Raw genomic sequence first — 26,590 nt, forward strand, 5'->3', positions numbered from 1 at the left:
AGTTTACTGCTTGAGGCTGAGCGAACCGTCGGCGACGGAATAGGAGGCGAGCTTCTGCAGGAAGCTCATGCCGACCAGCGTCGTCGTCAGCGCATCGTCCCTCAGGACGAAGGCTTCGACATCGCGCACGCGAATGCCGCCGATTTCGACCCGGTCGAGTGTCACATGCGCGGCTTTCGTCTGACCGTTCGCAGTATTCACCCCATAACGGAAATCGAGTTGGTTGGCGGTGAAGCCCAGTCGGCGGGCGAGCGTCTCGTTGAGCGCCACATAGGTGGCGCCTGTATCGATCAGACCTTGCACCGGCTTGCCGTTGATCTTGAAGCTGCCGGTATAGTGGCCCTGTGCATCGGCCTGCAGGCGGATCGCATTGCTGCCGTAGACGGGCTCCGGTGCGGCCGGTTGGTCGGCTTCGGTCGATACATAATTGGCGGAGAGAGCGTCAGCAGGCTGCTGGCTGGTGCCTCCGAAGAAGGAAGGCACCTGTGTGGCGAGCACCGCGGCGATGCTGGCGAATAGGACGGTACGCACGAGCATGAAACAGAAATCCTTCCTGTATAAACCCCGCTTCATGCGGGGCCTCATGCTTCAGACCTCCTAAACCTCAAGTGCTGATAAGTTGCTAATATCGACGCCGAAAGGCCCGGAGCGAACCACCGGGCCGTAAAGTCTTTCGATTTGGTAAAGGAAGGCTGAAATTACTTGGTGCCGTACATGCGGTCGCCGGCATCGCCGAGACCGGGCACGATATAGCCCTTCTCGTTGAGATGACTGTCGATCGAGGCGGTGAAAACCGGAACATCGGGATGCGCCGCACGGAAGTTGCGGATGCCTTCCGGCGCGGCAAGCAGGCAGAGGAAGCGGATATTGTGGGCACCGCGTTCCTTGAGCTTGTCGATCGCCGCGATCGAGGAATTGCCGGTCGCAAGCATCGGGTCGACGACGATGATCAGCCGCTCGGCCACGTCCTCCGGCGCCTTGAAGTAATATTCGACCGGCTGCAGCGTTTCGTGGTCGCGATAGACGCCGATATGCGAGACGCGGGCGGATGGCACGAGATCGAGCATGCCTTCGAGCAATCCGTTGCCGGCGCGCAGGATCGAGGCGAAGACCAGCTTCTTGCCTTCGAGGATCGGCGACTCCATCGTCTGCAGCGGTGTCTCGATCGTTTCCATTGTGAGTTCGAGATCGCGGGTCACCTCGTAGCAGAGCAGTGTCGAGATTTCGCGCAGCAAACGCCGGAAACTTCCCGTCGATGTCTCCTTGCGCCGCATGATGGTAAGCTTGTGCTGCACAAGCGGATGATCGATGACCGTGACGCCGTCCATGGGGAAGCCTTTCATTCTTTCTATCGAATGTTTCTTTCACGGAAATCGGCCCGACCGCAAGAGTGGTGGTCAATTTGCGCCGATCTTCCCCAACCTCTACCCTCAAAGCCGGGCAAGCAAGACCTTGCGCGTCTGCTCGTCGACGAAGGCGGCCTCGATCGCAGTGCGTGTCATCGAGTCGATCTCGGCGTCGCTGAAACCGAAAACCCCTGCGGCAAATTCGTATTCCTGCTTAAGCGAGGTATGGAAGAAAGGCGGATCGTCCGAGCTGATCGTCACCCCCACGCCTGCTTCCTTCAGCCGGCGCAGCGGATGGGAAGCAAAATCGGGAAACACCCCGAGCGCGATATTGGAGCCCGGGCAGATCTCGAGCACGGTGCCGAGATCGGCAAGCCGCTTCACCAGATCGAGATCCTCGATGGCGCGCACCCCATGACCAATGCGCGAGGGGCGCACCGCATCGAGCGCGTCGGCGACGCTGAAGGCGCCGCAGACCTCACCGGCATGGATGGTTAGCCCAAGGCCGGCATCGCGGGCGATATCGAAGGCGCGGGCATAATCGGCGACGCGCCCCATGCGCTCCTCGCCGGCAAGGTTGAAGCCGGTAATCAGAGGATTGCCGGCCTTAACAGCATATTCGGCAGCACCAATCACGCTCTCCGGACCGAAATGCCGCTCGCCGGTGACGATCAGCCGGGCCTCGATGCCGCTCTTTTCCCTAGCCCGCCGGATGCCTTCGCAGATACCCGCAATATAGGCGTCGGCCCCCAGGCCGATGCGCTTGCCGTGATCGGGCGAGACGATGAGTTCGCTGTAGATCGTATGGATGCCGGCGAGTTCGTCGAGATAGGTTTCGGTCAGAAGCGCATAGTCCTCCTCGGTCCTGTAGACCTCGGAAACCTTGTCGTAACATTCGAGGAAGCTTGCGAAATCATGCCAGACATAGGCTCCGTCGCGAAGTTCAGCGCTAATGTCGACGCCATATTTCTGCGCCTGCGCCGCGGTCAGAGCTGGAGGGGCCGCACCCTCCAGATGGCAGTGCAGTTCGACCTTCTTCAAATGCGATGTCACAGAAAACTCCTTCCGTGCGGCCCGGTCGGGATGCCGAGATGCCGAGCGATGCTCTCGCCGATATCGGCATAGCTGCGGCGCACGCCGATCGAACGCGACCGGATGCCGGGACCATAGGCGATGACAGGCACGCGCTCGCGCGTATGGTCCGTGCCGCGCCAGGTCGGATCGCAGCCGTGATCGGCGGTGAGCACGACGAGATCGCCGGGCTTCAATTTTTTGTGGACCTCGGGCAAGCGCGCATCGAAGGCTTCGAGGGCGGCGGCATAACCCGGCACGTCGCGGCGATGGCCGTAGATCATGTCGAAATCGACGAAATTGGTGAAGACGAGATCGCCGTCCTCAGCCTCGTCAATCGCCGAAAGCGACGCATCCATCAGCGCCTCGTTGCCGTTCGCCTTGATGACCCGCGAGATACCCTGATGCGCGAAGATATCGCCGATCTTTCCCACCGCGTGCACGTGCCGTCCGTGCTCGATAAGCCGGTCGAGCAGCGTCGGCTCCGGCGGCAGCACGGAAAAGTCGCGCCGGTTTCCGGTGCGCTGGAAGGAAGCGGCAGACTGGCCGATGAAGGGCCGGGCGATGACGCGGCCGATATTGTAGGGATCGAGCAGCCCCCTGGCCAAACGGCAGAAGGCGAGCAGACGATCGAGGCCGAAATGCACCTCGTGCGCAGCGACCTGGAAGACGGAATCCGAGGAGGTATAGCAGATCGGCTTGCCGGTGCGGACATGTTCCTCGCCGAGCCGGGCGATGATCTCCGTTCCCGAGGCATGGCAGTTGCCGAGAATGCCGGACACCCCGGCTTCCCTGCACAATGCGTCGATAAATTCCTGAGGAAAGGCGTCGCCCTCGATCGGGAAATAACCCCAATCGAAACTGACAGGTGTTCCCGCGATCTCCCAATGGCCTGATGGCGTGTCCTTGCCGCGTGAGATTTCGGTGGCGGCGCCATAAATGCCGTAGACCTTTTCTGGGACCTGCATGCCGGCCGGGAACCGGCCTGACGCCGATCGCGCAATGTGCATCAGCCCGAGTTCCGACATGTTGGGCAGGCAAAGCGGCCCTTCGCGCAATCCGGCGCGGTCCCCGGCGCCGGCTGAGCAGAACTCGGCGATATGGCCGAGCGTATCGGCGCCCTCGTCGCCATAGGCCGACGCATCCGGCGCTCCGCCAACGCCGAAGGAATCCAGAACGAAAAGAAAGGCACGCGCCATTTTACACCCGAGAGAGCCGATCGCCGGCCTCTGGAATGTTGGAGGCGGCTGAAATCCAGCCATATAATGCTGCGGCCGGCTTGGCAAATTCGAGAAGTGGGAAGGGCCGTCAGCAGTCGCCGCAGGGGATCGAGTCGCCTTGCCGCTGGCGGTAGAAATAACTGCGGCTGATGGTGATCGTGCGCATGCCGTCCGGCATGAAGTTCGGGGCGAACAGGAACATCGTATAGGGGATGCTGAGCTCGGTACGGACCAGGAAACTGTTCGCCGTCTTCATATCAGACGGCACGTTGGTCACCGTGGCGTTCTTGGCATAGGGCACCGTCCCGTCCTGCGCCCAGGACCAGAGCACCTTCGCATTGGCGCTGGCATCGATGGTAATGCCGGTGATCTTCAGCGTTAGCGACGTCGAGTTGTAGGGTACGAAGATCGCCGTTGCGACCGATGGCATCTGCGCGAGCGCGCTCTTCGTGACGGATTGCTGCTGGGTGACGAGATCGGCCACCGTTCCTGCGGCGCGTGTCGCGCGCTTGCTGACGCTGAGGCCGATCGTAATCTCGAAAGCGCCGATATAGAGCATGATCAATACGGGAAAGAGGATCGCGAATTCGATCGCTCCGGCGCCCTTGCGGTCTCGGGCCAGTCGCCGCGCCGTCAGGACCAATCTGGTGAACGGGTTGCGCAACGCCATTATGGATACTGCTCGTTCTGGAAGGCCGCGGTTGCGACGATCAGATATTGGCTCGGCATCGAACCGTCGGAGGGGCGTATCGTGGTGATATAGGGCCGGACCAGGTCCGTGATGATTTCCCAGCGGTAATAGGCGCGCATCATGTTGATCGTGCCGGCGCCGCCCGGCGCATATTTGAAGGCCGCCGTGTTGATATCGGCATATTTGTCGGTGGAAAGCTTGGGGATCGTCGTCGGAATGGCCGAGAAGGTACTGAACGTCTGTACGTCCAGGTAGAGCTTGCTCGGTGTGGCGACTTCGCTCGCCGAGCAGCGGACCAGGATCGAGATCTCATCGCAGAAAGCCTGGCGGAATTGCGCCTGGTTCATATCTGTCGTGCGGCCGAGATTATAGGTGATCTGCCCGGTTCGCATCCGGCGGCTCATCGTATCAACGCCGTTGGAGACGAGTTCTTCGGCGGCGAAGGCGACGAAAGTTTCGAGGATTGCGAAAATCACCAGGAAATAGGGAATGGCGAGCAGCGCGAATTCGATCGCCGCTGCGCCGTCGCGCGAACGGGCGAGAGCGCGAAACCGTGAGAAACGGAACGGGGCGAAGGCGCGCCGCTTATCCGTCTGCTGATCAATTGCCGTCATTGCCTGGACCCGAGCGATATTTTCCACTCGTCAGACTACGGTCTGTTCGTTGATTTTCCGTTTCAACCTGACACGACGATTTTAACGAATGGTCGAGGAAGCTCCCAGATAGTACTCAGGGTGAGGCGGTCGTGGTGGCCGCTTGCTGCGCATGCTGCTCGCAGTTCGGCGTGCAGGACAGCACGGAGCGCTCGGTCTGTCGGTAGACGCGCACCGTATTGCCCTCGTCGATCGACACCAGGATGCGCTCGTCGAGGATCGCATTGCCGTCGGCATCGAGAAGGACCAGATTGGTGGTGCCGAAGCTGCGTCCTGTCAGCACGATGGTCTTGGCGTCGGCGACGGTCGCATCGGCGACCTTGGCATTGCCGACGATCACCTTGCTGACGGGGCGGTCGAGCTTCAATACGCGCGCGTGATCCATATAGACGCGCAGCATGTCATCGTCTGCGGCCGCGGAAACTCCCGAAATACCGAAAACGGCGATCATGCCGGCAAAGAAAATGGTTTTGCCGCTCGATGACATTTGGTCCTCTTTCACGATCACAGCGCAATATGCACATAGAATGGAAAAAAATGGTGAACGAAGCCTTAAGTCTGCCGCTCTGTTCCAGGATGAAGCGTAACGCTCCGATCTGGCACGGTCTCCGGGCGACGCACGCTTCGGTTGGAGACGGAATTTGTGCTATTTCCGGATGAATGCAGCGATTATTCCCGGAATATTGTTAAATATTGAGGTAAGCGCGTAAGAAAATACTGACTCTACAAAGGCCTGTTGTCTCGTTCACATCTCGTTAACTCTTTTCCTTAAGCCGATGGAAACGGCCATTCGCTAGGTTGAAGTCATCCGATCAACGGCAAACAGTTGGCGGACGTGCTGAACATCAACTGGAGTTAGGAGTTACCATGACCAAGCTTTTTAGCCGTTTTCTGAAGGACGAATCCGGCGCGACCGCAATCGAATACGGCCTGATTGCCGCCCTCATTTCCGTAGCGCTCATCACCGGCGCAACGAGCCTCGGCGGCAAGATCGGCAATACGTTTAACGGCCTGAGCACCAAGATGGACAGCTCCGTCACCGCGAGTGGCGGCTGAGCCAGCGACCGCCTAGCGGCATCCGCACAATGCCGGCCGGATTTGCTCCGGCCGAACTATCCGAGCGGGCTCACAGGCTGAACGGCCGTGAGCCTTTTTGCATCTCGTTATGATCGGGTATACGCATGATCGCAGACGCTGTCTTCGTGATACTGCCACTCTGCCTCGCTATGGCGGCTTTCTCGGATCTGTTCACCATGACGATCCCGAACCGTATTTCCCTGATCCTGACCGCCTCTTTCCTCGTACTCGCGCCGCTCTCAGGCCTGGGCCTGGAGGCGATCGGCATGCATGTTGCCGCTGCCGCCATTGTCTTTAGCGCCTGTTTCGCCCTATTTGCCTTCAATGTGATGGGCGGCGGCGACGCCAAGCTGTTGAGCGCCACCGCGCTCTGGTTCGGTCTCAATCAATCCCTTGCGTTCCTGATGACCGACGTTGCCATGATCGGTGGCCTCGTCACCTTGTTGATCCTGCTGGTGCGAGCACAATCAGACAGCATCCTCGCAATCGGCCTACCCCTGCCGAACTCGGTCCTCCACGCCAAGAAGATCCCCTACGGCATCGCGATCGCGATCGGCGGCTTCATGGCCTTTCCTTCCTCGCCGCTGTTCCTCGCCGCGCTGGAAAGCCTGAAATAACGGCATTTTAAATGCCCGTTAACTTAAAATGTAAGCGTTCCATTAACCATAATTATACCAATTGCTGAGCATTCTACAGGGCGAACATATCGTGCCCTGAGGAATGATCGATGAAGCCGGCTCGCCTTATAATCCTAGCTGTCGCCGTGGTGGCAGCCGGCCTCGCCGGCCTCCTGGCAATGCGCATGGCGGGCAGTGGCGGTGTCGTCACCCAGGTGCGCTCGGTCGTCGAGAAGGAGCCTACCGTCAACATCCTCGTCTCGAGCGCCAATCTGCCGGTCGGCGCAAGGCTGGACGACAAGTTGGTGCACTGGATGGCCTGGCCGCAGGGCGGCGTCGTCCCGGGCCTCATCACCGAAGCCGACAAGCCGGATGCGATCAAGGATCTGCAGGGCGCCGTCGTGCGTCTTCCGATCTTCGAAGGCGAACCGATCCGGCCGGAAAAGGTCGCCGATTCCAGCAGCCGCATCCTTTCCTCGCTATTGCCGGCCGGCAAGCGCGCCGTGGCGACCGAGATATCGGTGGCAACCGGCGCCGGTGGTTTCATCCTGCCGAACGACCGCGTCGACGTCATCATGGTCCGCAAGGGTACCGAAGCCGACAAGCTCATTACCGAAACCGTGCTGAGCAATGTCCGCGTTCTCGCCATCGACCAGCAGATCCAGGAAAAGGACGACGGCTCGAAATCGGTGGTCGGCACGACCGCAACACTCGAGCTCACCCCTGATCAAACGAAGGTTCTGGCTGTCGCCCAGCAGATGGCGGACCGGCTGTCGCTCGCGCTGCGCTCAGTCGCCGATGCGCAGGAGCAGGATACAAGTGCAGCCGACTATCTCCTGAGCGGCGACAACGGCAGTGCGATCATTCAGGTCATCAAGTCGGGCGCCATCGTCACGGATGCCAGCGCAGCACCGAAGGCGGAGTAAAAGGACGTGCAAATGGGCAATTCAACGCGGCGCGCCGGACCTCTCCTGACAGGTTGCCTTTCGCTGGCAATCGGAGTCTCCGGTATAGTGCCCGCCTCTTTCGTTCCGGTTCTCGGCGCAGGCGAGGCGCGCGCCGATTCCGATAGCCTGGTCCGGATCTCGCAGACCGGCTCCAATGCCCATCGCCGGCTGAAGCTCGGCCTCAACAAGGCCGTCGTCGTCGATCTGCCGGAGGACGCGCATGATATCCTCGTCTCCGATCCGACCATGGCCGATGCTGTGACCCGCACATCGCGGCGCATCTACCTGTTCGGCAAGAAGGTCGGCCAGACCAATATCTTTGTCTTCGGCGCCGGTGGACAGGAGATCGTCAATCTCGATATCGAGATCGAGCGCGACGTCTCCGGCCTCGAAGTCAATCTTCGCCGCTTCATTCCCGACTCCAACATCAACGTCGAAATCGTCTCCGACAACATCGTGCTGACCGGCACCGTGCGCACGCCACAGGATGCCACGCAGGCGGCCGATCTGGCGCAGGTCTTCCTGAAGGGTGGTGAGGCGACGACCAGAACAGAGACGGCATCTGGCACCGGCGGCGACAGTTCCGTCGCGCTCTTTGCCGAAGGCCGTCAGACTTCGCAGGTCGTCAACCTCCTGCAGATTGAGGGCGAGGACCAGGTCACCCTCAAGGTGACGATCGCCGAGGTCCGCCGCGAGGTGCTGAAGCAACTCGGCTTCGACAATCTGGTTTCCAATTCCTCCGGCATGACGGTCGCCCAACTCGGCAGTCCCGGCACCGACAGTGCAACATCGACGGTTGGCGGCGGCCTGGCGGCGCTCTTCAAGAGCTCGATCGGCAAATACGATATTTCGACCTACCTCAACGCGCTGGAGCAGGCCAAAGTCGTCAAGACGCTCGCCGAGCCGACGCTGACGGCGATATCGGGCCAGGCCGCGACCTTCAATTCCGGCGGCCAGCAACTTTATTCGACGACCGACAGCAACGGCAATGTCACCGTCACGCCGTTTAACTACGGTATCAACCTCGCCTTCAAACCAGTCGTGCTGTCATCGGGACGCATCAGCCTGCAGATCAAGACCAATGTCTCCGAACCGGTGGCCGGCAGCGGCAACGCCACCTATCAGCGCCGTTCGGCGGAGACTTCGGTGGAGCTGCCCTCGGGCGGTTCGATCGCGCTCGCCGGCCTTATCCGCGACAACGTTTCCCAGACGATGGGCGGCACACCAGGCGTCTCGAAGATCCCACTGCTCGGCACGCTCTTCCGCCAGAAAGGTTTCGAGCGTCAGGAAACCGAGCTCGTCATCATCGCAACGCCCTATCTGGTACGTCCGGTGGCGCGCAATCAACTCAACCGGCCGGACGACAATTTCAGCCCCGAAAACGATGGCGCAACCTTCTTCCTCAACCGTGTCAACAAGGTCTATGGCCGCAGCGAGGCGCCTGTCGCCGACGCGCAGTTCCACGGCTCGATCGGGTTCATCTACAAATGAGCGGGGCACGATCGGCAGCAATGGCAGAAAACAGAGATCAGGCGATGGCCCATATGAATTCGACGACACCCCACCTCGGAATCTCGAAGGCGCTTTTGGCCGCAGCCGCCATTTCGATGGCCGTCCTTTCCGGATGCGCCGGTCCGCACGACCAACTGACGACCGGCGGCATTCCGGATGACTACCGCGCCCGCCACCCGATCATCGTCACGGAGGCGGAGCAGACGGTGGATATACCCGTCGCCTCGACCGATCGCCGCCTGACCATCGCCCAGCGCGACCTCATCCGCGGCTTTGCCGCAAACTACATCTCGCGCGCCTCAGGCCCGGTTTACGTGCTGTCGCCGCAAGGTTCGCCCAATTCGGCAGCAGCCTATCAGCTGCGCAATCAGGTCCGTGCCGAGCTGGCGTCGCGGGGGATCGCAAGCTCGAAGATCGTCAACACATCCTATGCCGCCGCCGGCGCGGGCGATGCGGCGCCGATCCGGTTGAGTTTTACCGGCACCACCGCGATCACCACGCAATGCGGTCAGTGGCCCAAGGACATCTCGAACGATTTGACCAACCAGAATTACTATAATTTCGGCTGCGCTTCGCAGAACAACCTGGCCGCCCAGATAGCCAATCCGGAGGATCTGGTGGCACCCCGCGGCATGACTCCGATCGACGCGCAGCGGCGCAACAATGCGATCCAGGAATACCGGACGACGACATCCACGATCGAAGATGTTGCCGACAGCAACAGCGGCTTCTGAGGCGGAACGGAACGATGAGCGCGATCGAATACGAAATCCGGAATCCCAGCGAGCTTCGCAACGCCGAGGAGGCGGTGCGTATGGCGGATCTGGAAAACATGCGGCCGCTGCCGCGCATCTCCGTCCATGCCTTCTGCGAGAGCGAGGCCCTGCAGCACGTCATGGAACGCTGCGCCAATGATCGGCGTGTGGCGAAGGTCAGCATGCGCATCACCAGCGGCGGCATCGCCGCTGCCGCCAATATGTTTTCCGGCGCCCCGACGCCGAACCTCATCATCCTCGAGACCAAGGCGAATGCCGCGAACCTCCTTGCCGAACTCGCGCCGCTCGCCGCCGTCTGCGATCCGACGACCAAGGTCGTCATTATCGGTTATTACAACGATATTGGCCTTTATCGCGAACTCATCCGCAACGGCATTTCCGAATATATGGTCCAGCCTGTCGCCATGCCCGATATCCTTGCGGCGATGGCCTCGATCTTCGTCGATCCGGACGCCGAGCCGCTTGGCCGCAGCATCGCCTTCATCGGCTCGAAGGGTGGCACCGGTGCCTCGACCATCGCGCATAATTGCGCCTTCGGCATTTCCAATCTCTTCTCCACCGAGACGATCCTCGCCGATCTCGACCTGCCCTATGGCACGGCGAACATCGATTTCGACCAGGATCCGGCCCAGGGCATCGCCGAAGCGGTCTTCGCGCCCGATCGTCTCGACGAAGTCTTCCTCGACCGCCTGCTGACGAAATGCTCCGAGCATCTGTCGCTGCTTGCGGCACCCTCGCTGCTCGACCGGGCCTATGATTTCGACGGCCAGGCTTTCCAGCCGGTGCTCGATGTTCTGCAGCGCAGCGCGCCTGTCACCGTGCTCGATGTTCCGCATGCATGGTCGGAATGGACGCGCTCAGTGCTGTCGAGCGTCGACGAGGTGGTCATCACAGCGGTTCCCGATCTCGCCAACTTGCGCAACGCCAAGAACATGCTGGACGCGCTGCGCAAGATGCGGCCGAACGACAGGCCGCCGCATCTCATCCTCAATCAGGTCGGCATGCCGAAACGTCCGGAGATTTCGCCGTCGGATTTCTGTGAACCGCTGGAGATCGATCCGATCGCGATCATCCCCTTCGACATCAATCTTTTCGGCAACGCCGCCAATAGCGGCCGGATGATTTCCGAAGTCGACCCGAAATCGCCGACGGCGGAAACATTTTCGCAGATATCGCACATCGTCACCGGCCGGGTCGCAATCAAGAAGGCGAAGAAAGGCGGCCTGCTGGGCCTCTTGAAGCGCAAGTAGACGATGAGCAATTCCAGCAAAACTGTGCAGCGGTTTTCGTCCGGAATTGCGTGAAAACTAAAAGATAGAGCATTTCCTTGACTCGGAGAGATCGGGAAATGCTCTAGAACGAGCAGATTGGATCGAGCGGTATGTTTGGAAAACGCGGAAACGAAGGTTCCGGAAAGGTCGGAGGGGCGATTGCTCCGCCGCCGGTTCCGGCCGCCGCCCCTGCGGCCTCTTCCCCCTCCATTCTGGTCGAACCCTCGCGCGAGCCCGTGCGCCAGCAGGTGACGCCACCGCCGATGCAGACGCCGCAGCGCAAGCGCCCGGCCCGCACCGATGAATATTACGACACCAAGGCGCAGGTCTTTTCCGCGCTGATCGATACGATCGATCTCTCGCAGCTTTCCAAGCTTGACGGTGAAAGTGCGCGTGAGGAAATCCGCGACATCGTCAACGACATCATCACCATCAAGAACTTTGCGATGTCGATCTCCGAGCAGGAAGAGCTGCTCGAGGATATCTGCAACGACGTCCTCGGCTACGGCCCGCTGGAGCCGTTGCTCGCGCGCGACGATATCGCCGACATCATGGTCAACGGTGCTGGCCAGACTTTCATCGAAGTCGGCGGCAAGACGATCGAATCGGAGATCCGCTTCCGCGACAATGCGCAGCTTCTCTCGATCTGCCAACGCATCGTCAGCCAGGTCGGCCGCCGTGTCGACGAATCAAGCCCGATCTGCGACGCGCGCCTGCCGGATGGCTCGCGCGTCAACGTCATCGCGCCGCCGCTGTCGATCGACGGGCCGGCGCTCACCATCCGCAAGTTCAAGAAGGACAAGCTGACGCTCGATCAGCTCGTCCGTTTCGGCGCGATCACGCCGGAAGGCGCAACCGTGCTGCAGATCATTGGGCGCGTGCGCTGCAACGTCGTCATTTCGGGCGGTACCGGCTCGGGCAAAACGACGCTTCTGAACTGCCTTACCAACTATATCGATAGGGATGAGCGCGTCATCACCTGCGAAGATACGGCCGAACTGCAGCTGCAGCAGCCGCATGTCGTGCGCCTCGAAACGCGCCCGCCGAATATCGAGGGCGAGGGCGAGATCACAATGCGCGATCTCGTCAAGAACTGCCTGCGCATGCGTCCCGAGCGCATCATCGTCGGCGAAGTGCGCGGACCTGAAGTTTTCGACCTGCTGCAGGCGATGAACACCGGTCACGACGGTTCGATGGGCACGATCCACGCCAACACGCCGCGCGAATGCCTGAGCCGTATCGAATCGATGATCGCCATGGGCGGCTTTACCCTGCCGGCAAAGACGGTGCGCGAGATCATATCCAGCTCGGTTGACGTCGTCATTCAGGCGGCACGCCTTCGTGACGGTTCGCGCCGCATCACCCAGATCACCGAGGTGATCGGCATGGAAGGCGATGTCATCATCACCCAGGATCTGATGCGCTACGAGATCGAAGGCGAGGATGCGAACGGCCGCCTGATCGGCCGGCACATATCGACCGGCGTCGGCAAGCCGCATTTCTGGGATCGCGCCCGCTACTTCAATGAGGAAAAACGTCTTGCCGCTGCCCTCGACGCGATGGAAGCGAAAACCAAGGAATAGGCGTGATGTTTGGGTTCGATCCGGTAGTGCTGGCAATCGTCGTCCTCGCCGCCGTCTCCGCGGCGGCGGTCGCCTATGCCCTGTTGTTTTCGAAGATCGAGGCCGACAAGAAATCGGCAAGCCGCATCAACCGCGTCAAATCGGCCGAAAGCGACCGCGTCAAGGTCAAGGCTGCCCGTGACCGGGTGCAGGAACTGTCGAAGCGCCGCAAATCGGTGCAGGACAATCTGAAGGATCTGGAAAAGCGCCAGCACGAAAAGACCAAGAAGACCCTGTCGATGAAATCCCGGCTGGTGCAGGCCGGCCTGACGATCACAGTGGCGAAATTCTATCTTATCAGCGCCATCTTCGCCTCCGTGCTGCTGTTCGTCGCCTTCGTCGTTGGTGTATCGTGGATGGTCATGGTCGGTATCGCCGTCGTCGCCGGTCTCGGTCTGCCGCGCTGGGTTCTCGGCTTCCTGATCAAGCGCCGCCAGACCAAGTTTCTCAACGAGCTTCCCAATGCGCTTGACGTCATCACGCGCTCGATCAAATCGGGTCTGCCGCTCAACGATGCGATCCGCCTTATCGCCACCGAAGGCACCGACCCGGTGAAGAGCGAATTCCGGCGCGTGATCGAGGCGCAGCAGGTAGGCCTCAGCATCCCCGACGCCTGCGCCCGCATGACGCTCCACATGCCGCTCCAGGAAGTCAACTTCTTCGCCATCGTCATCGCCATCCAGTCGCAGGCCGGCGGCAATCTGTCGGAAGCGATCGGCAACCTCTCGAAGGTACTGCGTGAGCGCAGGAAGATGAAGGCCAAGGTCTCGGCGCTGTCGATGGAAGCCAAGGCATCGGCGGTTATCATCGGCGCTCTGCCCTTCATCGTCGCGACCCTCGTCTATCTCACTTCGCCGAATTACATGATGATCCTTTTCACCGATCCGCGCGGCCATTTCATCATGGGTGTCTCGGCGATCTGGATGTCGATCGGCATCTTCGTCATGCGCAACATGGTCAATTTTGACATTTAGCCGGAAGGAAGCACCATGTCGCAGGACCTTGCCGCAACGCTGACCAATTCGAGCATGCTGATCGCCGTATTCGTTGCGATCGCCGTCTTCGCCACCTTTTACACGATCGCCATTCCTTTCTTCGAGCGCGGCGATCTCAACAAGCGCATGAAGGCAGTTTCGACTGAGCGCGAGCAGATCCGTGCTCGCGAACGCGCCCGCATGAATATGGAAACCGGCGCTGGCAAGGCCTCGCTCAGGAGCCAGAACAATCGCTCGGTCCGTCAGATCGTCGAGCGCTTCAACCTGCGTAAAGCGCTCGTCGACGACAATACGGTCAACAAGCTGCGTGCCGCAGGGTTTCGCTCGGAGAACGCGCTGAATACCTTCCTCGTGGCGCGTTTCCTGCTGCCCTTCCTTTTCCTGACGCTTGCCGCTGTCTGGGTCTTCGGCCTCGGCAACCTCGCCGGACGAGGCACGCCCATCCGCCTCTTTGCCGTCATCGGCGTCGGCTATCTCGGCTTCTACGCGCCGAATATCTTTATCTCGAACCGCATGGGCAAGCGCCAGCACTCGATCAAGCGCGCCTGGCCGGATGCGTTGGACCTGATGCTGATCTGCGTTGAATCCGGCATCTCGATCGAGGCCGCGATGCGTCGTGTGTCGGAAGAGCTCGGCGAGCAGTCGCCGGCGCTCGCCGAGGAGATGGTGCTGACCACGGCCGAGCTCTCCTTCCTGCCGGATCGCCGGGTGGCGCTCGAAAATCTTGCAATGCGCACCCAGATCGAGCTGGTGCGCTCGGTGACTCAGGCGCTGATCCAGGCCGATCGCTACGGCACGCCGGTCGCCCAGGCGCTACGCGTTCTCGCCCAGGAAGGACGCGACGAGCGCATGAACGAAGCGGAAAAGAAGGCGGCCGCCCTGCCGCCAAAACTGACGGTGCCGATGATCCTGTTCTTCCTGCCGGTGCTGATCGCCGTCATTCTCGGTCCGGCCGGCATCCAGGTGGCAGACAAGTTCTGACGGCTGCGCCGGCGCCGGAAAGCGGATACCGCTTCCGGCAGAGGACGATGTGCATCAAGGACTGTCGGTCCGATCCGCCGTCGGCAAACGCGCGTGACCGCCGCCGGCAGAGCTGGTAAACGGGATGACGACCATCGGCAAGCGCCGGCGCGCCCGCGGCGCCCCTGGCGTTCGTTCAATCCAAAAGAGAGGTTTCCGATGTCTTCTGCGGGCATTTTCGTCAGCATCATGGCAGCCTTGGCGGTCGGCGCGATGAGCCCCGGCCCGAGCTTCGTCGTCGTTTCCAGGATCGCCATCTCGCGTTCCAGGCTGGATGGCCTTGCGGCAGCATTCGGCATGGGCGCCGGCGGTGTCGTTTTTGCCGTACTGGCACTCGCCGGGCTGACGGCGTTGCTGTCTCAGTTCGAATGGCTCTATGTCCTGCTGAAGGTCGCAGGCGGCGCCTATCTCGTCTATATCGCTGTCAATATCTGGAGGAGCGCCGGTCAGCCGCTCGAGGTCTCCGACGCCGTCAACGGCAATCGCGCGCCGAGATTGAGCTTCATGACCGCGCTGCTGACCCAGCTCAGCAACCCAAAGACCATCATCGTCTATGCCAGCATCTTTGCCGCACTTTTACCGAGGACGGTGCCGGTCAGTCTCATCGTCGCGCTGCCGCTCGGCGTCTTCGTCGTGGAGGCGGGGTGGTATTCGATCGTGGCCTTCGCCTTTTCGGCCCGTCACCCGCGGCGGCTCTATCTTGCCGCCAAGAGCTGGATCGACCGCACCGCGGGTGCCGTCATGGCCGGTCTCGGCCTTCGGCTCATTCTCGCCGGCGTAAGTGATCGATAAGCTGACGCGCGAGTGACTTCGGACGCTTCATGTTTAGAGGAGATCCGGTCAGTTGGTATTGCTGTCGCTCGGGGTCTTGTCCTTGGCGGCGAGTTTCTGCCAGGAATTCTGCTGCGAGAGCATGCCTCTGAGATAGGCGACATTGGCATCGGCCTGCTGCGGCGAAAGTTCGCGCCGGGCGATCTGCTCGGCTTCCGGGAATCGTCCTTGCAGGCCGACGACGAGGGCAAGGTTCTGCCTGACGCGGCTGTCGGCTGTGGGTTGACCGGCGGCGGAGCGCAGGTAGGTTTCGGCCGTGCGCAGATCGCCGGTCAGCACATAGGACATGCCAAGGTTGGAAAGGATGGAGGGCTCGTTCGGCTGGATGTCGAGCGCGTCGCGGTAGCGCTGCCTGGCATCGCTTGCCCGGCCCATCTGGTCGAGGATCGCGCCTTGGGCCGAAATCAGCTTCCAGTCCGGACGGTCGGGTGTTTGGGCGCGGCCGATCGTGTCGAGCGCCTGCTGGAACTGGCCGGCCGCCGCCTGCGCCTTGCCGTAGGCGGCCAGCACGTTGCGGTCGCCGGGATTGGCGATGGCCACTTGCTGCATGACGGCGAGCGCCTGGGTGTCGCGGCCGTTCATGCGCAGCAGATTGGCATAATTGACGCCGGTGACGGGATCGCGCGGGTTCTTTTCGTAGGCCTGGCCGAGCCGGTCCGTCGCCGAGCGCAGCTCCGTCGCATCCATCTCTTCAACCGGCTTGGTGAGCTTCGGCACCGAGCCGGTTGTCATCCGGTCCTTGGTCGTCGAGCAGCCGGCAAGCGCAAGGACGATCAGCGAGGCCGCAGCGCCCTGCAGGATACGATTCGTGAATGTGGTGAGCGAGGCAGGCATGATGCGTTCCTGGATTCCGAAATCGGCGCCTGACCTCGAAGCGGAACAGGGAAAGGTTTGACGCAATCTTCGCTCCAGCAATAGTCTGTTAACCCTAACAGACCGTTAAGGAACGATTCCTTACGACCGCCGAAGGACAATCATGGCCCCCTATCAGTTCATCGAGAGACCGACCCCTTTCAACACGAAGGGCGGTTTGACGCTGCCGATCTTTGCCGTCACGCCTGCCCATATCGAGACCGGCACGATCGATCCGATCGCGCTCGATTGGGCGCGCCGGGCAGGCTACAAGGCCGAAAGTGGGTCGCTGCTGCTGATCCCGACGGCCGAAGGCCATCTCGGCGGCGCGCTTTACGGCCTCGGCACCAATCCATCCGAGCAGCCTTACATCACCGGCCGGCTCGCTCGTGCGCTGCCGGCCGGTGACTGGCACATCGAGACCGCGCCGCTGACGGCAAATCGCCTGGCTCTCGGCTTTGGGCTCGGCAGCTACCGTTTCGACCGTTACAAATCCGAAAAATCGCCGGCGGCGACGCTGATGATCCCCCGTGATGCCGACGCCGCCGACATCAAGCGCCAGCTCGCCGGCGTCTTTCTCGCCCGCGACCTGATCAATACGCCGACGAATGACATGGGGCCGGTACAGCTCGAGGCCGTTTTCCGTGGCCTGGCCGGACATTACAAGGCGGAGATATCGGTTATTACGGGTGACGACCTGCTCAAGCAAAACTTCCCGCTGGTCCATACCGTCGGCCGCGCCAGCGCCGATGCGCCGCGCCTTCTCGAAATGCGCTGGGGCAAGAAGGGCCATCGCAAGGTGACGCTCGTCGGCAAGGGCGTCTGCTTCGACACCGGCGGTCTCGACATCAAGCCTGCCGCCTCCATGCTGCTGATGAAGAAGGACATGGGCGGCGCGGCGAATGTGATGGGGCTTGCTCTGATGATCATGGACGCCAAGCTGAAGGTCGACCTGCGCGTCATCGTCCCTGTCGTCGAAAACGCGATCTCGTCCAATGCCTTCCGGCCCGGCGACATCTATCGGAGCCGCAAGGGCTTGACCGTCCAGATCGACAATACCGACGCCGAAGGCCGTTTGATCCTTGCCGATGCGCTTGCCTATGCGGACGAGGAAGAGCCCGATCTGCTGATTGATATGGCGACGCTGACCGGCGCTGCCCGCGTGGCCCTTGGCCCGGATCTCCCGCCCTTCTTCACCGACGACGCCAATCTGGCGCATGACCTGACCGAAGCGAGCCTGGAAACCGACGATCCGATCTGGCGCCTGCCGCTCTATTCCGGCTACGAAAAGGATATCCGCACCAAGTTCGCCGATCTTACCAATGCCCCTGCCGGCGGCATGGCGGGGGCGATTACCGCAGCCCTCTTCCTCAAGCGTTTCGTCAGCAAGGCGAAGAGTTGGGCGCATTTCGACATTTACGGCTGGGCTCAAGCCGAACGACCGCATTCGCCGGGCGGCGGCGAGGCACAGGCGATCCGCGCGCTCTTTCACCATATCCGCGAGAGCTTGCGCTGATGCCATGCTAAAGCGCGTCGCGATCTTTCAGATCCGCTCCTTGCGCTTTAAGTCTTTGTTCTACGCATGTCGTATCGCAAAACCGCTGCACACTTTTGCGCAACATGCTTTAGAAATAAGCGCTGAGGCGCATCGCGTGATCCCTGTTCACGCGCTGCGCCTCGCTGCCGATCGTTAAAATTTTATTCACCCTGCCAGGCGGCAATTTCCAGCGCCCCTTGCATGTGCATGGCAACTACCGGAAAATGGAACGCTAGCGAAACGATCTTCCGGAGGGGCCGTGCCGATCGAACTGACCGCCTCGCAGGCGCTGGGGCTCTGGCATGGCGCGGCGCTCGATCAGGTCCGCCACGACGATCGCGATTTGACGTTGCGCCAGATGGCGATCCTGCTGCATATTTATCTGGTGCCGCCGCCGCACACGGTGCGCGGGCTTGCCGCCACACTTGATGTCACCAAGCCGGTCATCACCCGCGCCTTGGATACGATGGGCGAGATGGGGCTGGTCGACCGCGTGCGTGACGATGCCGACCGGCGCAACGTGATCATCAAGCGCACCGTCGGCGGTGCGCTTTACCTGGAAAAGCTCGGCGATCTCATACGAGATCAGGCCCGCCGGCTGCCGATCTGAAAGGAACGCGAATGACGATGCTCGACCGCCGCCTGCATGCCTACCGGCCTGATCTCGCGGAAGCCGGCCTCGAAGGCAAGGTCGAGGCGTCGCGCTTTGTGAAGGGCGCGCCGGCGCGTGTCGCCGTTCCTGTCCTGGCCGTGCGCCCTGAACCGGACCTTGCCCGCGGCATCGATACGGAACTGCTTCTCGGCGAGGATGTGACGGTTTTCGATCGCGCCAACGGCTGGTGCTGGGTGAAAGCCGTCGCGGACGGTTATGTCGGTTATGTCGCTGCGGACGCGCTCTTAGAAGGCAGGCCGGCGCCGACCCATATCGTCACCGTGCAGCGCAGCTTCGTCTATCCCGAACCGGAACTGCGCAAGCCCCACCAGGCCATCGTGTCGATGGGAAGCCGCGTCTACGTCGCCGGCGAGGCGGAAGCGCGGGGCAATCGCTACGTCGTGCTCGAGGACGGAACGGCGATCTTTGCCAAGCACGTCCAGCCGATCGGCGCTCTCGATGGCGCCGATTACGTGGAGATCGTCGCCCGTTTCCTGGAAACGCCCTACCTCTGGGGCGGACGTTCCGGCCTCGGCATCGATTGCTCCGGCCTCGTCCAGCTGGCGATGCTGATGACGGGCAGAGCTGCGCCGCGCGATACCGACCTGCAGGCAGCAAGCCTCGGCCAGCCGATCGACCGCTCCGAAATCCACCGTGGCGACCTCGTATTCTGGAAGGGCCATGTCGCCGTCTTCGAGGATACGGAAACCATTCTGCACGCCAACGGCCATAGCATGACGGTGGCGCGCGAGAATTTCGCGGCCGCCGTCGAGCGCATCGGCTGGCTCTACGAGCAACCGACCGGCTATCGCCGCCCGATCAGCTGATCGGAGGTCGCGGCCAGGATCTTACCCCGCCGGTCCAGTCCTCGAAGGCTTTCGACAGCCTCAGCACCCGCATGTCGTCGAAACGCGGCCCGACGATCTGCAGGCCGATCGGCATCCCTGATCGGGAGAAACCGCAATTGATCGAGGCGGCCGGCTGCTCCGACATGTTCCACGGCACGGTGAAACCGATATGCTCGAACGGCAGGGCCGGATCGTTGGTCGGCGATGCCCATTCGGCCGGATAGGAGATGATCGGATTGGTCGGCGAAAGCAGGGCGTCGACCTCGGTAAACAGCTGTCCGCAGCTCTTGCGCATCTCGATCGTCTGGTTGAAGCCCCTGACCGCATCGACACCGCTGATGTCGGCGCCGCCCATCGCCCAATCCCTGATATAGGGCAGGATGCTGTCGCGCCTGATGTCGTCGAGCTCGGCGATATCGCCCCAGAACCGGGACCGCCAGAATTTGTCGAGGCCATCCAGCATCGCGCGCGTCAACACCGGCTGGACTGATACAATGGTCGCACCGGCCTTCTCGAACTGCTGCGCCGCCGCTTCGACCGCGACCCTGATCTCGTCCTCCACCGTAAGCCCGCAGCCGGCATCGAGCATTAGCCCGATCTTCATGCCCGATAGGTCGATGTCGAGATCCATCCAGTTGAAATCGTTCGGCGGCAGACTGGTGCCGTCGCGCCAGTCCGGCCGTGACAGCGTCGCCATCGAAAAGGCCGCGTCCTCGACTGTGCGCGCCATCGGCCCGACGCAGCGCCCGACATAATAGGGATCGGCCGGAATGCGCCCATGGCTCGGCTTGAAGCCGAAGATGCCGGTCCAGCCGGCGGGAAGGCGCACCGAGCCGCCGATATCGGTGCCGATATGCAGCGGTCCGTAGCCGGCCGCCGCCGCTGCGGAAGCCCCGGCGCTCGATCCGCCGGGATTCTGCGCGGTGTTCCAGGGATTGCGGCTGAGAGGATGAAAGCTCGAAAGCCCGGAGGAAAGCATGCCGTAATCGGGGCAGGTCGTCTTGGCGAAGATCACCGCGCCGTCTTCGCGCAGCCGGGCGGCGGCCGGTGCGTCGGCGTCCGCCGGCTTCAGTTCCACTGCCCTCGTGCCGAGCGGCACCGGCTGGCCCTTCGTGGCGATCAGCTCTTTCAGCGTCACCGGGATGCCGTCGAGGGGGCCTAGCGTTTCTCCCTTGGCCCAGCGCTCCGTCGACGCTTTCGCCTGCGCGCGCGCCGATTCCGGATCGTAGAGGTAGAGTGCCGAAATCGAAGGCTCCCAGGCCGCTATATGGCCTTCGAGGGAAAGCCAGTATTCGAGAGGGGAGAGGCTCTTATCGGTGAAGCGCCGCCTGAGTTCGCGAATGGTAAGGTCGGTTTCGGTCATGGCATGGTCTTTCGGGCTTTTCGTCTTGGGAGGACATCAGCGGCTCGCCTCGCGCGGGTCGAGCAGATCGCGCAAACCGTCGCCGAGCATGTTGAAGCCGAAGACGGTGAGCGCGATGGCAAGGCCCGGCAGGATCGCCAGCCAGGGGGCGAGCGCCAGATAGGTTTGCGCATCGGCAAGCATCCGGCCCCAGGTCGGCGCCGGCGGCGCCATGCCGAGCCCAAGGAAGCTGAGTCCCGCTTCGGTGAGGATCGCCAGCCCCAGCTGGATCGCGCCATGCACGATGATCTGGCTCATGATATTCGGCAGCACATGGCGTAGCGAAATGGTCAGGCGCGTATTGCCGATCGCGCGCGCCGCCGTCACATAGTCGCGGCTCCAGGCCTGCAGCGAGGTCGCGAGTGTGACGCGGGCAAAGACCGGGATCATGAAGACGGCAATCGCGGTGATCGCGGTGAACCGCCCCGGCCCGAGAAAGGCGCCGAGCACCATGGCGGACAGGATCGGCGGCAAGGCGAAGATGACGTCGCAGATGCGCATCAGCAACGCCTCGAAAGGACCGCGGATCGCCGCCGCCGAAATGCCGGCGATCGAGCCGAGCGTCCCGCCGATCGCCACCGCGGCAATGGCGATCGACAGCGAATTCCAGCAGCCTGCCATCAGCATCGAAAGCACATCGCGGCCGAACTGGTCCGTGCCGAGCAGGCCGAAGGCAAGCGGTGGCTGTAATTTGTGGATGATCTGCATTTTCGCCGGCGGCAGCGGCGTCCAGACGAGCGACAGCAGTGCAACGGTGACCAGCAGGCCGATGATGACAGCCCCTGAGATCAGGTTCATTCGCCGGCTAAGTCTAAAGACCCGGCGGCGGCTCATGATTGCGGTGGATACGATCGGTGCCATGTGTCAGGCCGCCTTTCTCATCCTGGGATCAATCGCCAGATAAGAGAGATCGACGATGAAATTCATCACGATGACAAGACCTGCGAAAAACAGCACGACATCCTGCATCACGATGATGTCGCGCTGGGAGAGCGCCTGCAGCGCGAGCCGCCCGAGGCCGGGCAGGTTGAAGACGTTTTCCACCAGCACCGCGCCGGCGACGAGAAAGGTGAATTGCAGCCCGATCATTGTCAGGATCGGGATCAACGCGTTCGGCACGATATGCCGCCACAGCACTGCACTGCGTGACAGTCCCTTCGCCACGGCGGTGCGGGCAAAATCCTCATGCATCGTATCGAGCACCGCCGAGCGCGCCACCCGCGTCAACACGCCCGCTTGCGGCATCGCCAGCGCGACGGCGGGCATAACCAGCGCCTGCAATGCCGGCATCAGCCCGGCGCTCCAGCCCGGGAAGCCGCCGGCCGGCATCAGCCCGAGCATAGTCGAAAACAGGATGATCAACAGCAGTGCCACCCAGAAGGCGGGCACGGCGATGCTGATCTGCGAAAACAGCGTTGCGATGATGTCGAAGACACCGCCGCGGCGCGAGGCGGCTAGCACGCCGAGCGGCAAGGCAATCGCCACAGAAAGCATAATCGCCATCAGCGCCAGCGGCAGCGTCACTGCCAGCCGCTCGACGATCAATCCCGCGACTGGCACGCCATAGGTTAAGGAATTGCCGAGATTGCCGGAGAGCACGCCGGTCAACCATTGCCCGTAACGCAGCAGCAGTGGCTGATCGAGCCCGAGATCGTGGCGTAACGCCGCCAGCGTTTCCGGTGTTGCCGAGGTGCCGAGCATAATCGAGGCGGGATCACCGGGGAGAAGGTCCATGACGGCGAAGATCAGAAGCGAGACGACGACCAGGGTGACGAGGAGACCGGCGAAGCGGCGGGCGAGGAGTGAGATCATGCGTGCCACACTTTCGATGTGGAACGGGGAGGGCTGCGACCGGCGTCGAACGGCTCGTTATGCGGCTTCCCCTCGTTCATGCCTCTCAATCCGCCTTCACTGTTCGCCTACTCGTCCCAGGAAACGCCGGAGAGCACGTTGGAAGGGATCGGCTCGTTCTCCCACAGTCCCTTCAGCTTCTTGTCCCAGACGCCGAGTTTCGGCATGACGAAGAGGTAGAGCGCCGGCACGTCCTCGGCGAGGATCTTCTGCGCGTCGCCATAGATCGCGTTCTGCGCGGCGGGATCGGTCGTCTCCTGGACCTTCTTCATCAGCGCGTTGAAAGCGGGGTTCTTATAATTGAAATAATAGGGATCGCGGGCATAGATGTCGATGTCGAGCGGTTCGGCATGGGCAACGATCGTCATGTCGAAGTTGCGGTCCTTCATGATGTCCTGGACCCATTTCGCCGGAAATTCGGTCGGCTCGATATTCATCGTTACGCCGATCTCGGCAAACATCGCCTGCATCACCTGGGCGCTGCGCGGCGCATAAGCCATCTGCGGCGATTTGATCGTGAAGGTGAAGCCGTTGGGATAGCCAGCTTCGGCGAGCAACGCCTTCGCCTTCTCGACGTCGTAGGGGAGCACATTGGTCGTGTCCTGATAACCCGGATCGTTCGGCGTGTAGTGGCTGCCGATCGGTGTGCCGAGGCCCGACCATGCGCCGTCGATTACCGTCTTGCGGTCGATCGCCATCATCAGCGCCTGGCGGACGCGTTTGTCGTCGAACGGCTTCTTGGCATTGTTCATGCCGGCAACGACCTTGAGCTCGGTATTGCCGATCTTGGTGACCAGCCTCGCATCGCCGTCGAAAGAACTCATCAGCTCAGGCGCGGCAAATTCCGGAAAGGCATCGAGATCGCCGGATTTCAGCGCAGCCGCCTGCGCCTGCGGATCGGCGATGAAGCGGAAGGTCACCGTGTCGAGCTTGGCGGCCGCATCCTTTTTCCAATAATCGGCATTCCTGGCGAGTTCGACCTTGTCGCCCTTCGCCCAGCTGGCGAATTTGAACGGACCGGTGCCCACTGGCGTCGTCTTGTCGTCGGCAGCCGTCTTCGGTGCGACCATCACCGAGGCTGGCCAGCCGAGCCAGTAGATCAGGCTGCCGGTTGGTGCCGAGAGATGCAGCACCAGCGTTTCGGCATCGGGTGTATCGACCGAGGCGATCGAAGCGAAGAAGCGCTTCTGCGGATTGACGGAATCGGCGCCGCGGGCGCGGTCGAGCGAAAACTTGGCAGCAGTGGCATCGAAGACCTCGCCGTCATGGAATTTGACGCCGGTCTGCAGCTTGAACGTATAGGTCAGGCCATCGGGAGAGATCTCCCAGCTTTTTGCCAATTGCGGCTGGATCTTGCCGGCCTGGTCGATCGTCACCAGCCCCTCGAACACGTTCTGCCAGGTCACCTGGCCGATTGCGACTGGTGCTGCGATCGTCGGGTCGAGACCGGTTGGCTCGACGCTCATGCCAAGATTAAGCGTGGACTTCGCCGCCTCGGCCGGCGTCATCGCCGTCATCACCAGGCCGGCCGAAAGCGCAGCACCGAGCGAAAGCCGCCGGGCGAAACGCGCTGAAGGCGCAAACGAAAGCTTGATCATCATGTTCCCTTATCTGGCCGCGCGTCGATGACGAAGACCTTTTGCGAGGAGAGTGACACTATGCCGGTGCACACACAATGACGATTTTGTGTGCTCAGTGTAGCCGAAAAAGCTACACCGCAAATCCGCGGGCAATGCAAGCGCGAAGCGTCAGTCTTTCGTCTCGGTCCGGCGGTTCGTGCGCTCGCGCATGAACCTCTCGATGAAGTCGAGCAGTTTCGTCGCGGCAAAGGACAGCTGCCGGTCCGGTGCAACGCAGAGATCGACATGGGTGCGGATGCCGGTCTTGCCGGCGAGCGGAATGGCAAGGAGCTGACCCGCCTCGATCTCGCGGCGAACGGTCAGCGCCGGCAGCAGTGTGGCCGCAGCCCCGCTGAGCACCAGTTCCTTCAGCATTTCGAGCGAGCTGGTGACGAAGACGGGATCGAGGCTCAACCCCTCCTTCTCGAACAGCGCATCGAAGGCCTGGCGGAAGCCAAAAGATTGATCCGGCAGCGCCAATGCGTAGTCGGCGAGTTGCCCGATAGGGATCTCGGCATGCGCGGCGGCCGGGTGCTGCGGCGTGACGATGAGATCATAGGCGATCTCGGAGCGCAGCCGCACCTTGGTGCCGGACATCGGTGGCGCAAACAGCGTCACCGCAATATCCGCCTCGGCGCTGTTGACCGCATCGACCGCCTGCCGCGCGCTGGTAATCGTCACGGTAAAACGCAGCTTCGGATATTTCAGGCTGAATTCGGCAAGCGCCGGCGCCAGCAGATTGGCGACGGTCGCCCCATTGGCATAGATGCTGACACGGCCGCGCTGCAGGCCCTTCAGGTCTTCGATCAGCTGCTGCACGTGATCGAGTTCGCGCAGCGTCCGGCCGGCGCGGGCGGCAAGCAGTTCGCCGGCGGCCGTCAGCTTGACGCCGCGGGCGCTGCGTTCGACGAGCGGCGCGCCGAAATGATATTCGAGGTTCTCGATCTGCCGGCTGATCGCCGTCGGCGCGACATTGAGGTTCTCGGCCGCCTGGCGCATCGAATTGGTCCTGACCAGCTCGTCGAAATACATCAGCGCCCGGATCTGCATTCACGTCTCTCCGCCATTCGGCATATTAATCTGTAGAGAGTCTGACCCTATTCAATCAGCCGCTGCTCGGATAGCGGTCGCGCCAGGCCTTTTGCGCGCCCTCGACCGGAAGGGCGGTCGCGGCGTAGACGCCGCGGGCAATCGCCCGGGCCATGACGATGGTCGCGAGGTGGCAAAGCTCCATCAGGCTCACCATGTCGTCTCTTCGATGCTTGGCCGTCGAAGCGGCAAAGACGGTGTCGCCGTCGAGCGGCAGATGCGCCGGCAGCAGTGCTCGGGCGAGGCCGTCATGGCCGGCGAGCGAAAGCCGGTGCGCCTCGGCCTTCGTCAGCTGCGCATCGGTCACGACAGCGCCGATCGTCGTTGCCGGCGTGTTCATGCCCTTGAGCCGCATCCGGTGGTCGGCCACATCAGGCATGCCGAGCCCACCGAATTCCGCATCCTTTTCAAAAGGCGCCGCCCAGAAATGCGGTCCGTCGCCGATCGTTGCGGAGCCCAGCGCATTGACGGCGACGATCGCCGCAACGCGATGCCCGGTGCTGCTGACGGCGCTGGCCGAGCCGAGCCCGCCCTTGACGGTGGCCGTCGTCGCTCCTGTGCCGGCACCTGTCGTGCCGAGCGCGAATGCGCCCTTGGCGGCGGCCGTCAACGCCGCATAGCCCATATCGCGATAGGGCGAGTGAAGGCCCCAATCCTTGTCGCCGCCATTCAGCAGGTCCATCAGAATCGCCTGTGGCACGATCGGAATGCGCAGCGGCCCGACGACAAAACCGCGGCCGAGTTCGCGCAGGCCCGCCTGCACGCCGCCGGCGGCATCCAGCCCGAAGGCCGAGCCGCCGGAGAGCACGAAGGCATCCACGGCATTGACGGTCATCGACGGATCGAGCAGGCCGGTGTCGCGCCCGCCGGGCGCACCGCCGAGCACCGTGCCGGATGCGACGGCCGGTTCGTCGAAGACGATGACCGTGACGCCGGAACCGAGCGCAAGGTCGGTTGCATGGCCGACGGAAACGCCTTCGATGTCGGTGATGAGGTTCAGAAGATCGGGCAAGGGCGGATCCTTATGCGGAAAGGCCGCCGATAGGACTGCAATTGCCTTCAAAAAACAAGACCGGCCCCATTTTGCGGGA

The 26,590-nt window shown here is 62.1% G+C and carries 27 protein-coding genes; 13 read left to right on the forward strand and 14 right to left on the reverse strand.

Annotated features, from left to right (window positions below):
- Positions 1–3 precede the first annotated feature (3 nt).
- The 7 genes from AC1D2N_RS10325 to AC1D2N_RS10355 form a co-directional block, all read right to left on the reverse strand.
- Positions 4–573 (reverse strand): TIGR02281 family clan AA aspartic protease, encoded by a 570-nt coding sequence (locus AC1D2N_RS10325; protein ID WP_130653410.1) that lies wholly within the window; start codon positions 571–573, stop codon positions 4–6.
- A 125-nt stretch (positions 574–698) separates the two neighbouring features.
- On the reverse strand, positions 699–1,328 hold the full coding sequence (gene upp / locus AC1D2N_RS10330; RefSeq protein WP_012759721.1) for a uracil phosphoribosyltransferase: 630 nt from the start codon (positions 1,326–1,328) through the stop codon (positions 699–701).
- A gap of 102 nt (positions 1,329–1,430) precedes the next feature.
- Entirely contained in the window at positions 1,431–2,399 is a 969-nt protein-coding gene (locus tag AC1D2N_RS10335) for an adenosine deaminase (RefSeq protein WP_130653411.1), read from the reverse strand.
- A complete protein-coding gene (locus AC1D2N_RS10340; RefSeq protein WP_130653412.1) occupies positions 2,396–3,616 on the reverse strand; it encodes a phosphopentomutase in 1,221 nt (406 codons plus the stop codon). Before AC1D2N_RS10340 ends, AC1D2N_RS10335 begins: the two co-directional genes overlap by 4 nt.
- A gap of 109 nt (positions 3,617–3,725) precedes the next feature.
- Positions 3,726–4,307, reverse strand: a complete 582-nt coding sequence (locus AC1D2N_RS10345) for a TadE/TadG family type IV pilus assembly protein (RefSeq protein ID WP_130653413.1) — start codon at positions 4,305–4,307, stop codon at positions 3,726–3,728.
- Positions 4,307–4,942 carry a TadE/TadG family type IV pilus assembly protein gene (locus tag AC1D2N_RS10350; protein WP_047617523.1) on the reverse strand — a complete coding sequence of 212 codons (636 nt, stop codon included), beginning with the start codon at positions 4,940–4,942 and terminating at the stop codon, positions 4,307–4,309. Before AC1D2N_RS10350 ends, AC1D2N_RS10345 begins: the two co-directional genes overlap by 1 nt.
- Positions 4,943–5,057: 115 nt before the next feature.
- Complete coding sequence (locus tag AC1D2N_RS10355; RefSeq protein WP_027682168.1) at positions 5,058–5,468, reverse strand: pilus assembly protein N-terminal domain-containing protein; 411 nt, start codon at positions 5,466–5,468, stop codon at positions 5,058–5,060.
- Positions 5,469–5,848: 380 nt separating this feature from the next.
- On the opposite strand from AC1D2N_RS10355, the gene AC1D2N_RS10360 reads away from it, so the two are divergent.
- The 10 genes from AC1D2N_RS10360 (at position 5,849) to AC1D2N_RS10405 (ending at position 15,610) form a co-directional block, all read left to right on the forward strand.
- Positions 5,849–6,037 (forward strand): Flp family type IVb pilin, encoded by a 189-nt coding sequence (locus AC1D2N_RS10360; protein WP_003555874.1) that lies wholly within the window; start codon positions 5,849–5,851, stop codon positions 6,035–6,037.
- Positions 6,038–6,162: 125 nt separating this feature from the next.
- Positions 6,163–6,675: an A24 family peptidase gene (locus tag AC1D2N_RS10365; RefSeq protein WP_047617518.1), complete on the forward strand. Its 513-nt coding sequence runs from the start codon at positions 6,163–6,165 to the stop codon at positions 6,673–6,675.
- 110 nt (positions 6,676–6,785) lie between these two features.
- The gene (gene cpaB, locus AC1D2N_RS10370; RefSeq protein WP_047617516.1) at positions 6,786–7,601 is read left to right on the forward strand and encodes a Flp pilus assembly protein CpaB; all 816 of its coding nucleotides are present in this window, start codon (positions 6,786–6,788) and stop codon (positions 7,599–7,601) included.
- Between the two features lie 12 nt (positions 7,602–7,613).
- A complete protein-coding gene (locus AC1D2N_RS10375; RefSeq protein ID WP_032981355.1) occupies positions 7,614–9,113 on the forward strand; it encodes a type II and III secretion system protein family protein in 1,500 nt (499 codons plus the stop codon).
- On the forward strand, positions 9,110–9,868 hold the full coding sequence (locus AC1D2N_RS10380; protein WP_130653414.1) for a CpaD family pilus assembly protein: 759 nt from the start codon (positions 9,110–9,112) through the stop codon (positions 9,866–9,868). The genes AC1D2N_RS10375 and AC1D2N_RS10380 overlap by 4 nt, the downstream gene beginning before the upstream one ends.
- 14 nt (positions 9,869–9,882) lie before the next feature.
- On the forward strand, positions 9,883–11,160 hold the full coding sequence (locus AC1D2N_RS10385; protein WP_047617511.1) for a CpaE/TadZ family protein: 1,278 nt from the start codon (positions 9,883–9,885) through the stop codon (positions 11,158–11,160).
- A gap of 131 nt (positions 11,161–11,291) precedes the next feature.
- Positions 11,292–12,764 (forward strand): TadA family conjugal transfer-associated ATPase, encoded by a 1,473-nt coding sequence (locus AC1D2N_RS10390; protein ID WP_130653415.1) that lies wholly within the window; start codon positions 11,292–11,294, stop codon positions 12,762–12,764.
- A 5-nt stretch (positions 12,765–12,769) separates the two neighbouring features.
- On the forward strand, positions 12,770–13,777 hold the full coding sequence (locus tag AC1D2N_RS10395) for a type II secretion system F family protein (protein WP_130653416.1): 1,008 nt from the start codon (positions 12,770–12,772) through the stop codon (positions 13,775–13,777).
- A 15-nt stretch (positions 13,778–13,792) separates the two neighbouring features.
- Complete coding sequence (locus tag AC1D2N_RS10400) at positions 13,793–14,779, forward strand: type II secretion system F family protein (RefSeq protein ID WP_130653417.1); 987 nt, start codon at positions 13,793–13,795, stop codon at positions 14,777–14,779.
- A 198-nt stretch (positions 14,780–14,977) separates the two neighbouring features.
- Positions 14,978–15,610 carry a LysE family translocator gene (locus AC1D2N_RS10405; protein WP_130653418.1) on the forward strand — a complete coding sequence of 211 codons (633 nt, stop codon included), beginning with the start codon at positions 14,978–14,980 and terminating at the stop codon, positions 15,608–15,610.
- A gap of 48 nt (positions 15,611–15,658) precedes the next feature.
- Here the strand turns inward: AC1D2N_RS10405 and AC1D2N_RS10410 are convergent, their stop codons facing one another.
- Positions 15,659–16,483, reverse strand: coding sequence for a tetratricopeptide repeat protein (locus tag AC1D2N_RS10410; RefSeq protein ID WP_130653419.1), 825 nt, complete (start codon positions 16,481–16,483; stop codon positions 15,659–15,661).
- 142 nt (positions 16,484–16,625) lie between these two features.
- Here AC1D2N_RS10410 and AC1D2N_RS10415 point away from each other — a divergent pair, with 142 nt between their 5' ends.
- From AC1D2N_RS10415 to AC1D2N_RS10425, 3 genes are all read left to right on the forward strand, one after another.
- On the forward strand, positions 16,626–18,017 hold the full coding sequence (locus tag AC1D2N_RS10415; protein WP_018244351.1) for a leucyl aminopeptidase: 1,392 nt from the start codon (positions 16,626–16,628) through the stop codon (positions 18,015–18,017).
- A 280-nt stretch (positions 18,018–18,297) separates the two neighbouring features.
- Positions 18,298–18,648, forward strand: a complete 351-nt coding sequence (locus AC1D2N_RS10420) for a MarR family transcriptional regulator (RefSeq protein ID WP_003544522.1) — start codon at positions 18,298–18,300, stop codon at positions 18,646–18,648.
- 11 nt (positions 18,649–18,659) lie between these two features.
- A complete protein-coding gene (locus tag AC1D2N_RS10425) occupies positions 18,660–19,517 on the forward strand; it encodes a C40 family peptidase (RefSeq protein ID WP_477981219.1) in 858 nt (285 codons plus the stop codon).
- Here the strand turns inward: AC1D2N_RS10425 and AC1D2N_RS10430 are convergent.
- From AC1D2N_RS10430 to AC1D2N_RS10455, 6 genes are all read right to left on the reverse strand, one after another.
- Positions 19,510–20,901 carry an amidase gene (locus tag AC1D2N_RS10430; protein WP_028731794.1) on the reverse strand — a complete coding sequence of 464 codons (1,392 nt, stop codon included), beginning with the start codon at positions 20,899–20,901 and terminating at the stop codon, positions 19,510–19,512. The two genes, AC1D2N_RS10425 and AC1D2N_RS10430, sit on opposite strands and share 8 nt — an antisense overlap.
- A 36-nt stretch (positions 20,902–20,937) precedes the next feature.
- Positions 20,938–21,801, reverse strand: a complete 864-nt coding sequence (locus AC1D2N_RS10435) for an ABC transporter permease (RefSeq protein WP_130653420.1) — start codon at positions 21,799–21,801, stop codon at positions 20,938–20,940.
- A gap of 3 nt (positions 21,802–21,804) precedes the next feature.
- Positions 21,805–22,752 (reverse strand): ABC transporter permease, encoded by a 948-nt coding sequence (locus AC1D2N_RS10440; RefSeq protein ID WP_028731792.1) that lies wholly within the window; start codon positions 22,750–22,752, stop codon positions 21,805–21,807.
- A gap of 107 nt (positions 22,753–22,859) precedes the next feature.
- Positions 22,860–24,389 (reverse strand): ABC transporter substrate-binding protein, encoded by a 1,530-nt coding sequence (locus AC1D2N_RS10445; protein WP_197728280.1) that lies wholly within the window; start codon positions 24,387–24,389, stop codon positions 22,860–22,862.
- A 150-nt stretch (positions 24,390–24,539) separates the two neighbouring features.
- Entirely contained in the window at positions 24,540–25,460 is a 921-nt protein-coding gene (locus AC1D2N_RS10450) for a LysR family transcriptional regulator (RefSeq protein WP_018447954.1), read from the reverse strand.
- Positions 25,461–25,515: 55 nt separating this feature from the next.
- Entirely contained in the window at positions 25,516–26,511 is a 996-nt protein-coding gene (locus AC1D2N_RS10455; protein WP_130653422.1) for a P1 family peptidase, read from the reverse strand.
- Between the last annotated feature and the right edge of the window lie 79 nt (positions 26,512–26,590).

This window comes from Rhizobium sp. P1_B8, from assembly GCF_056406515.1.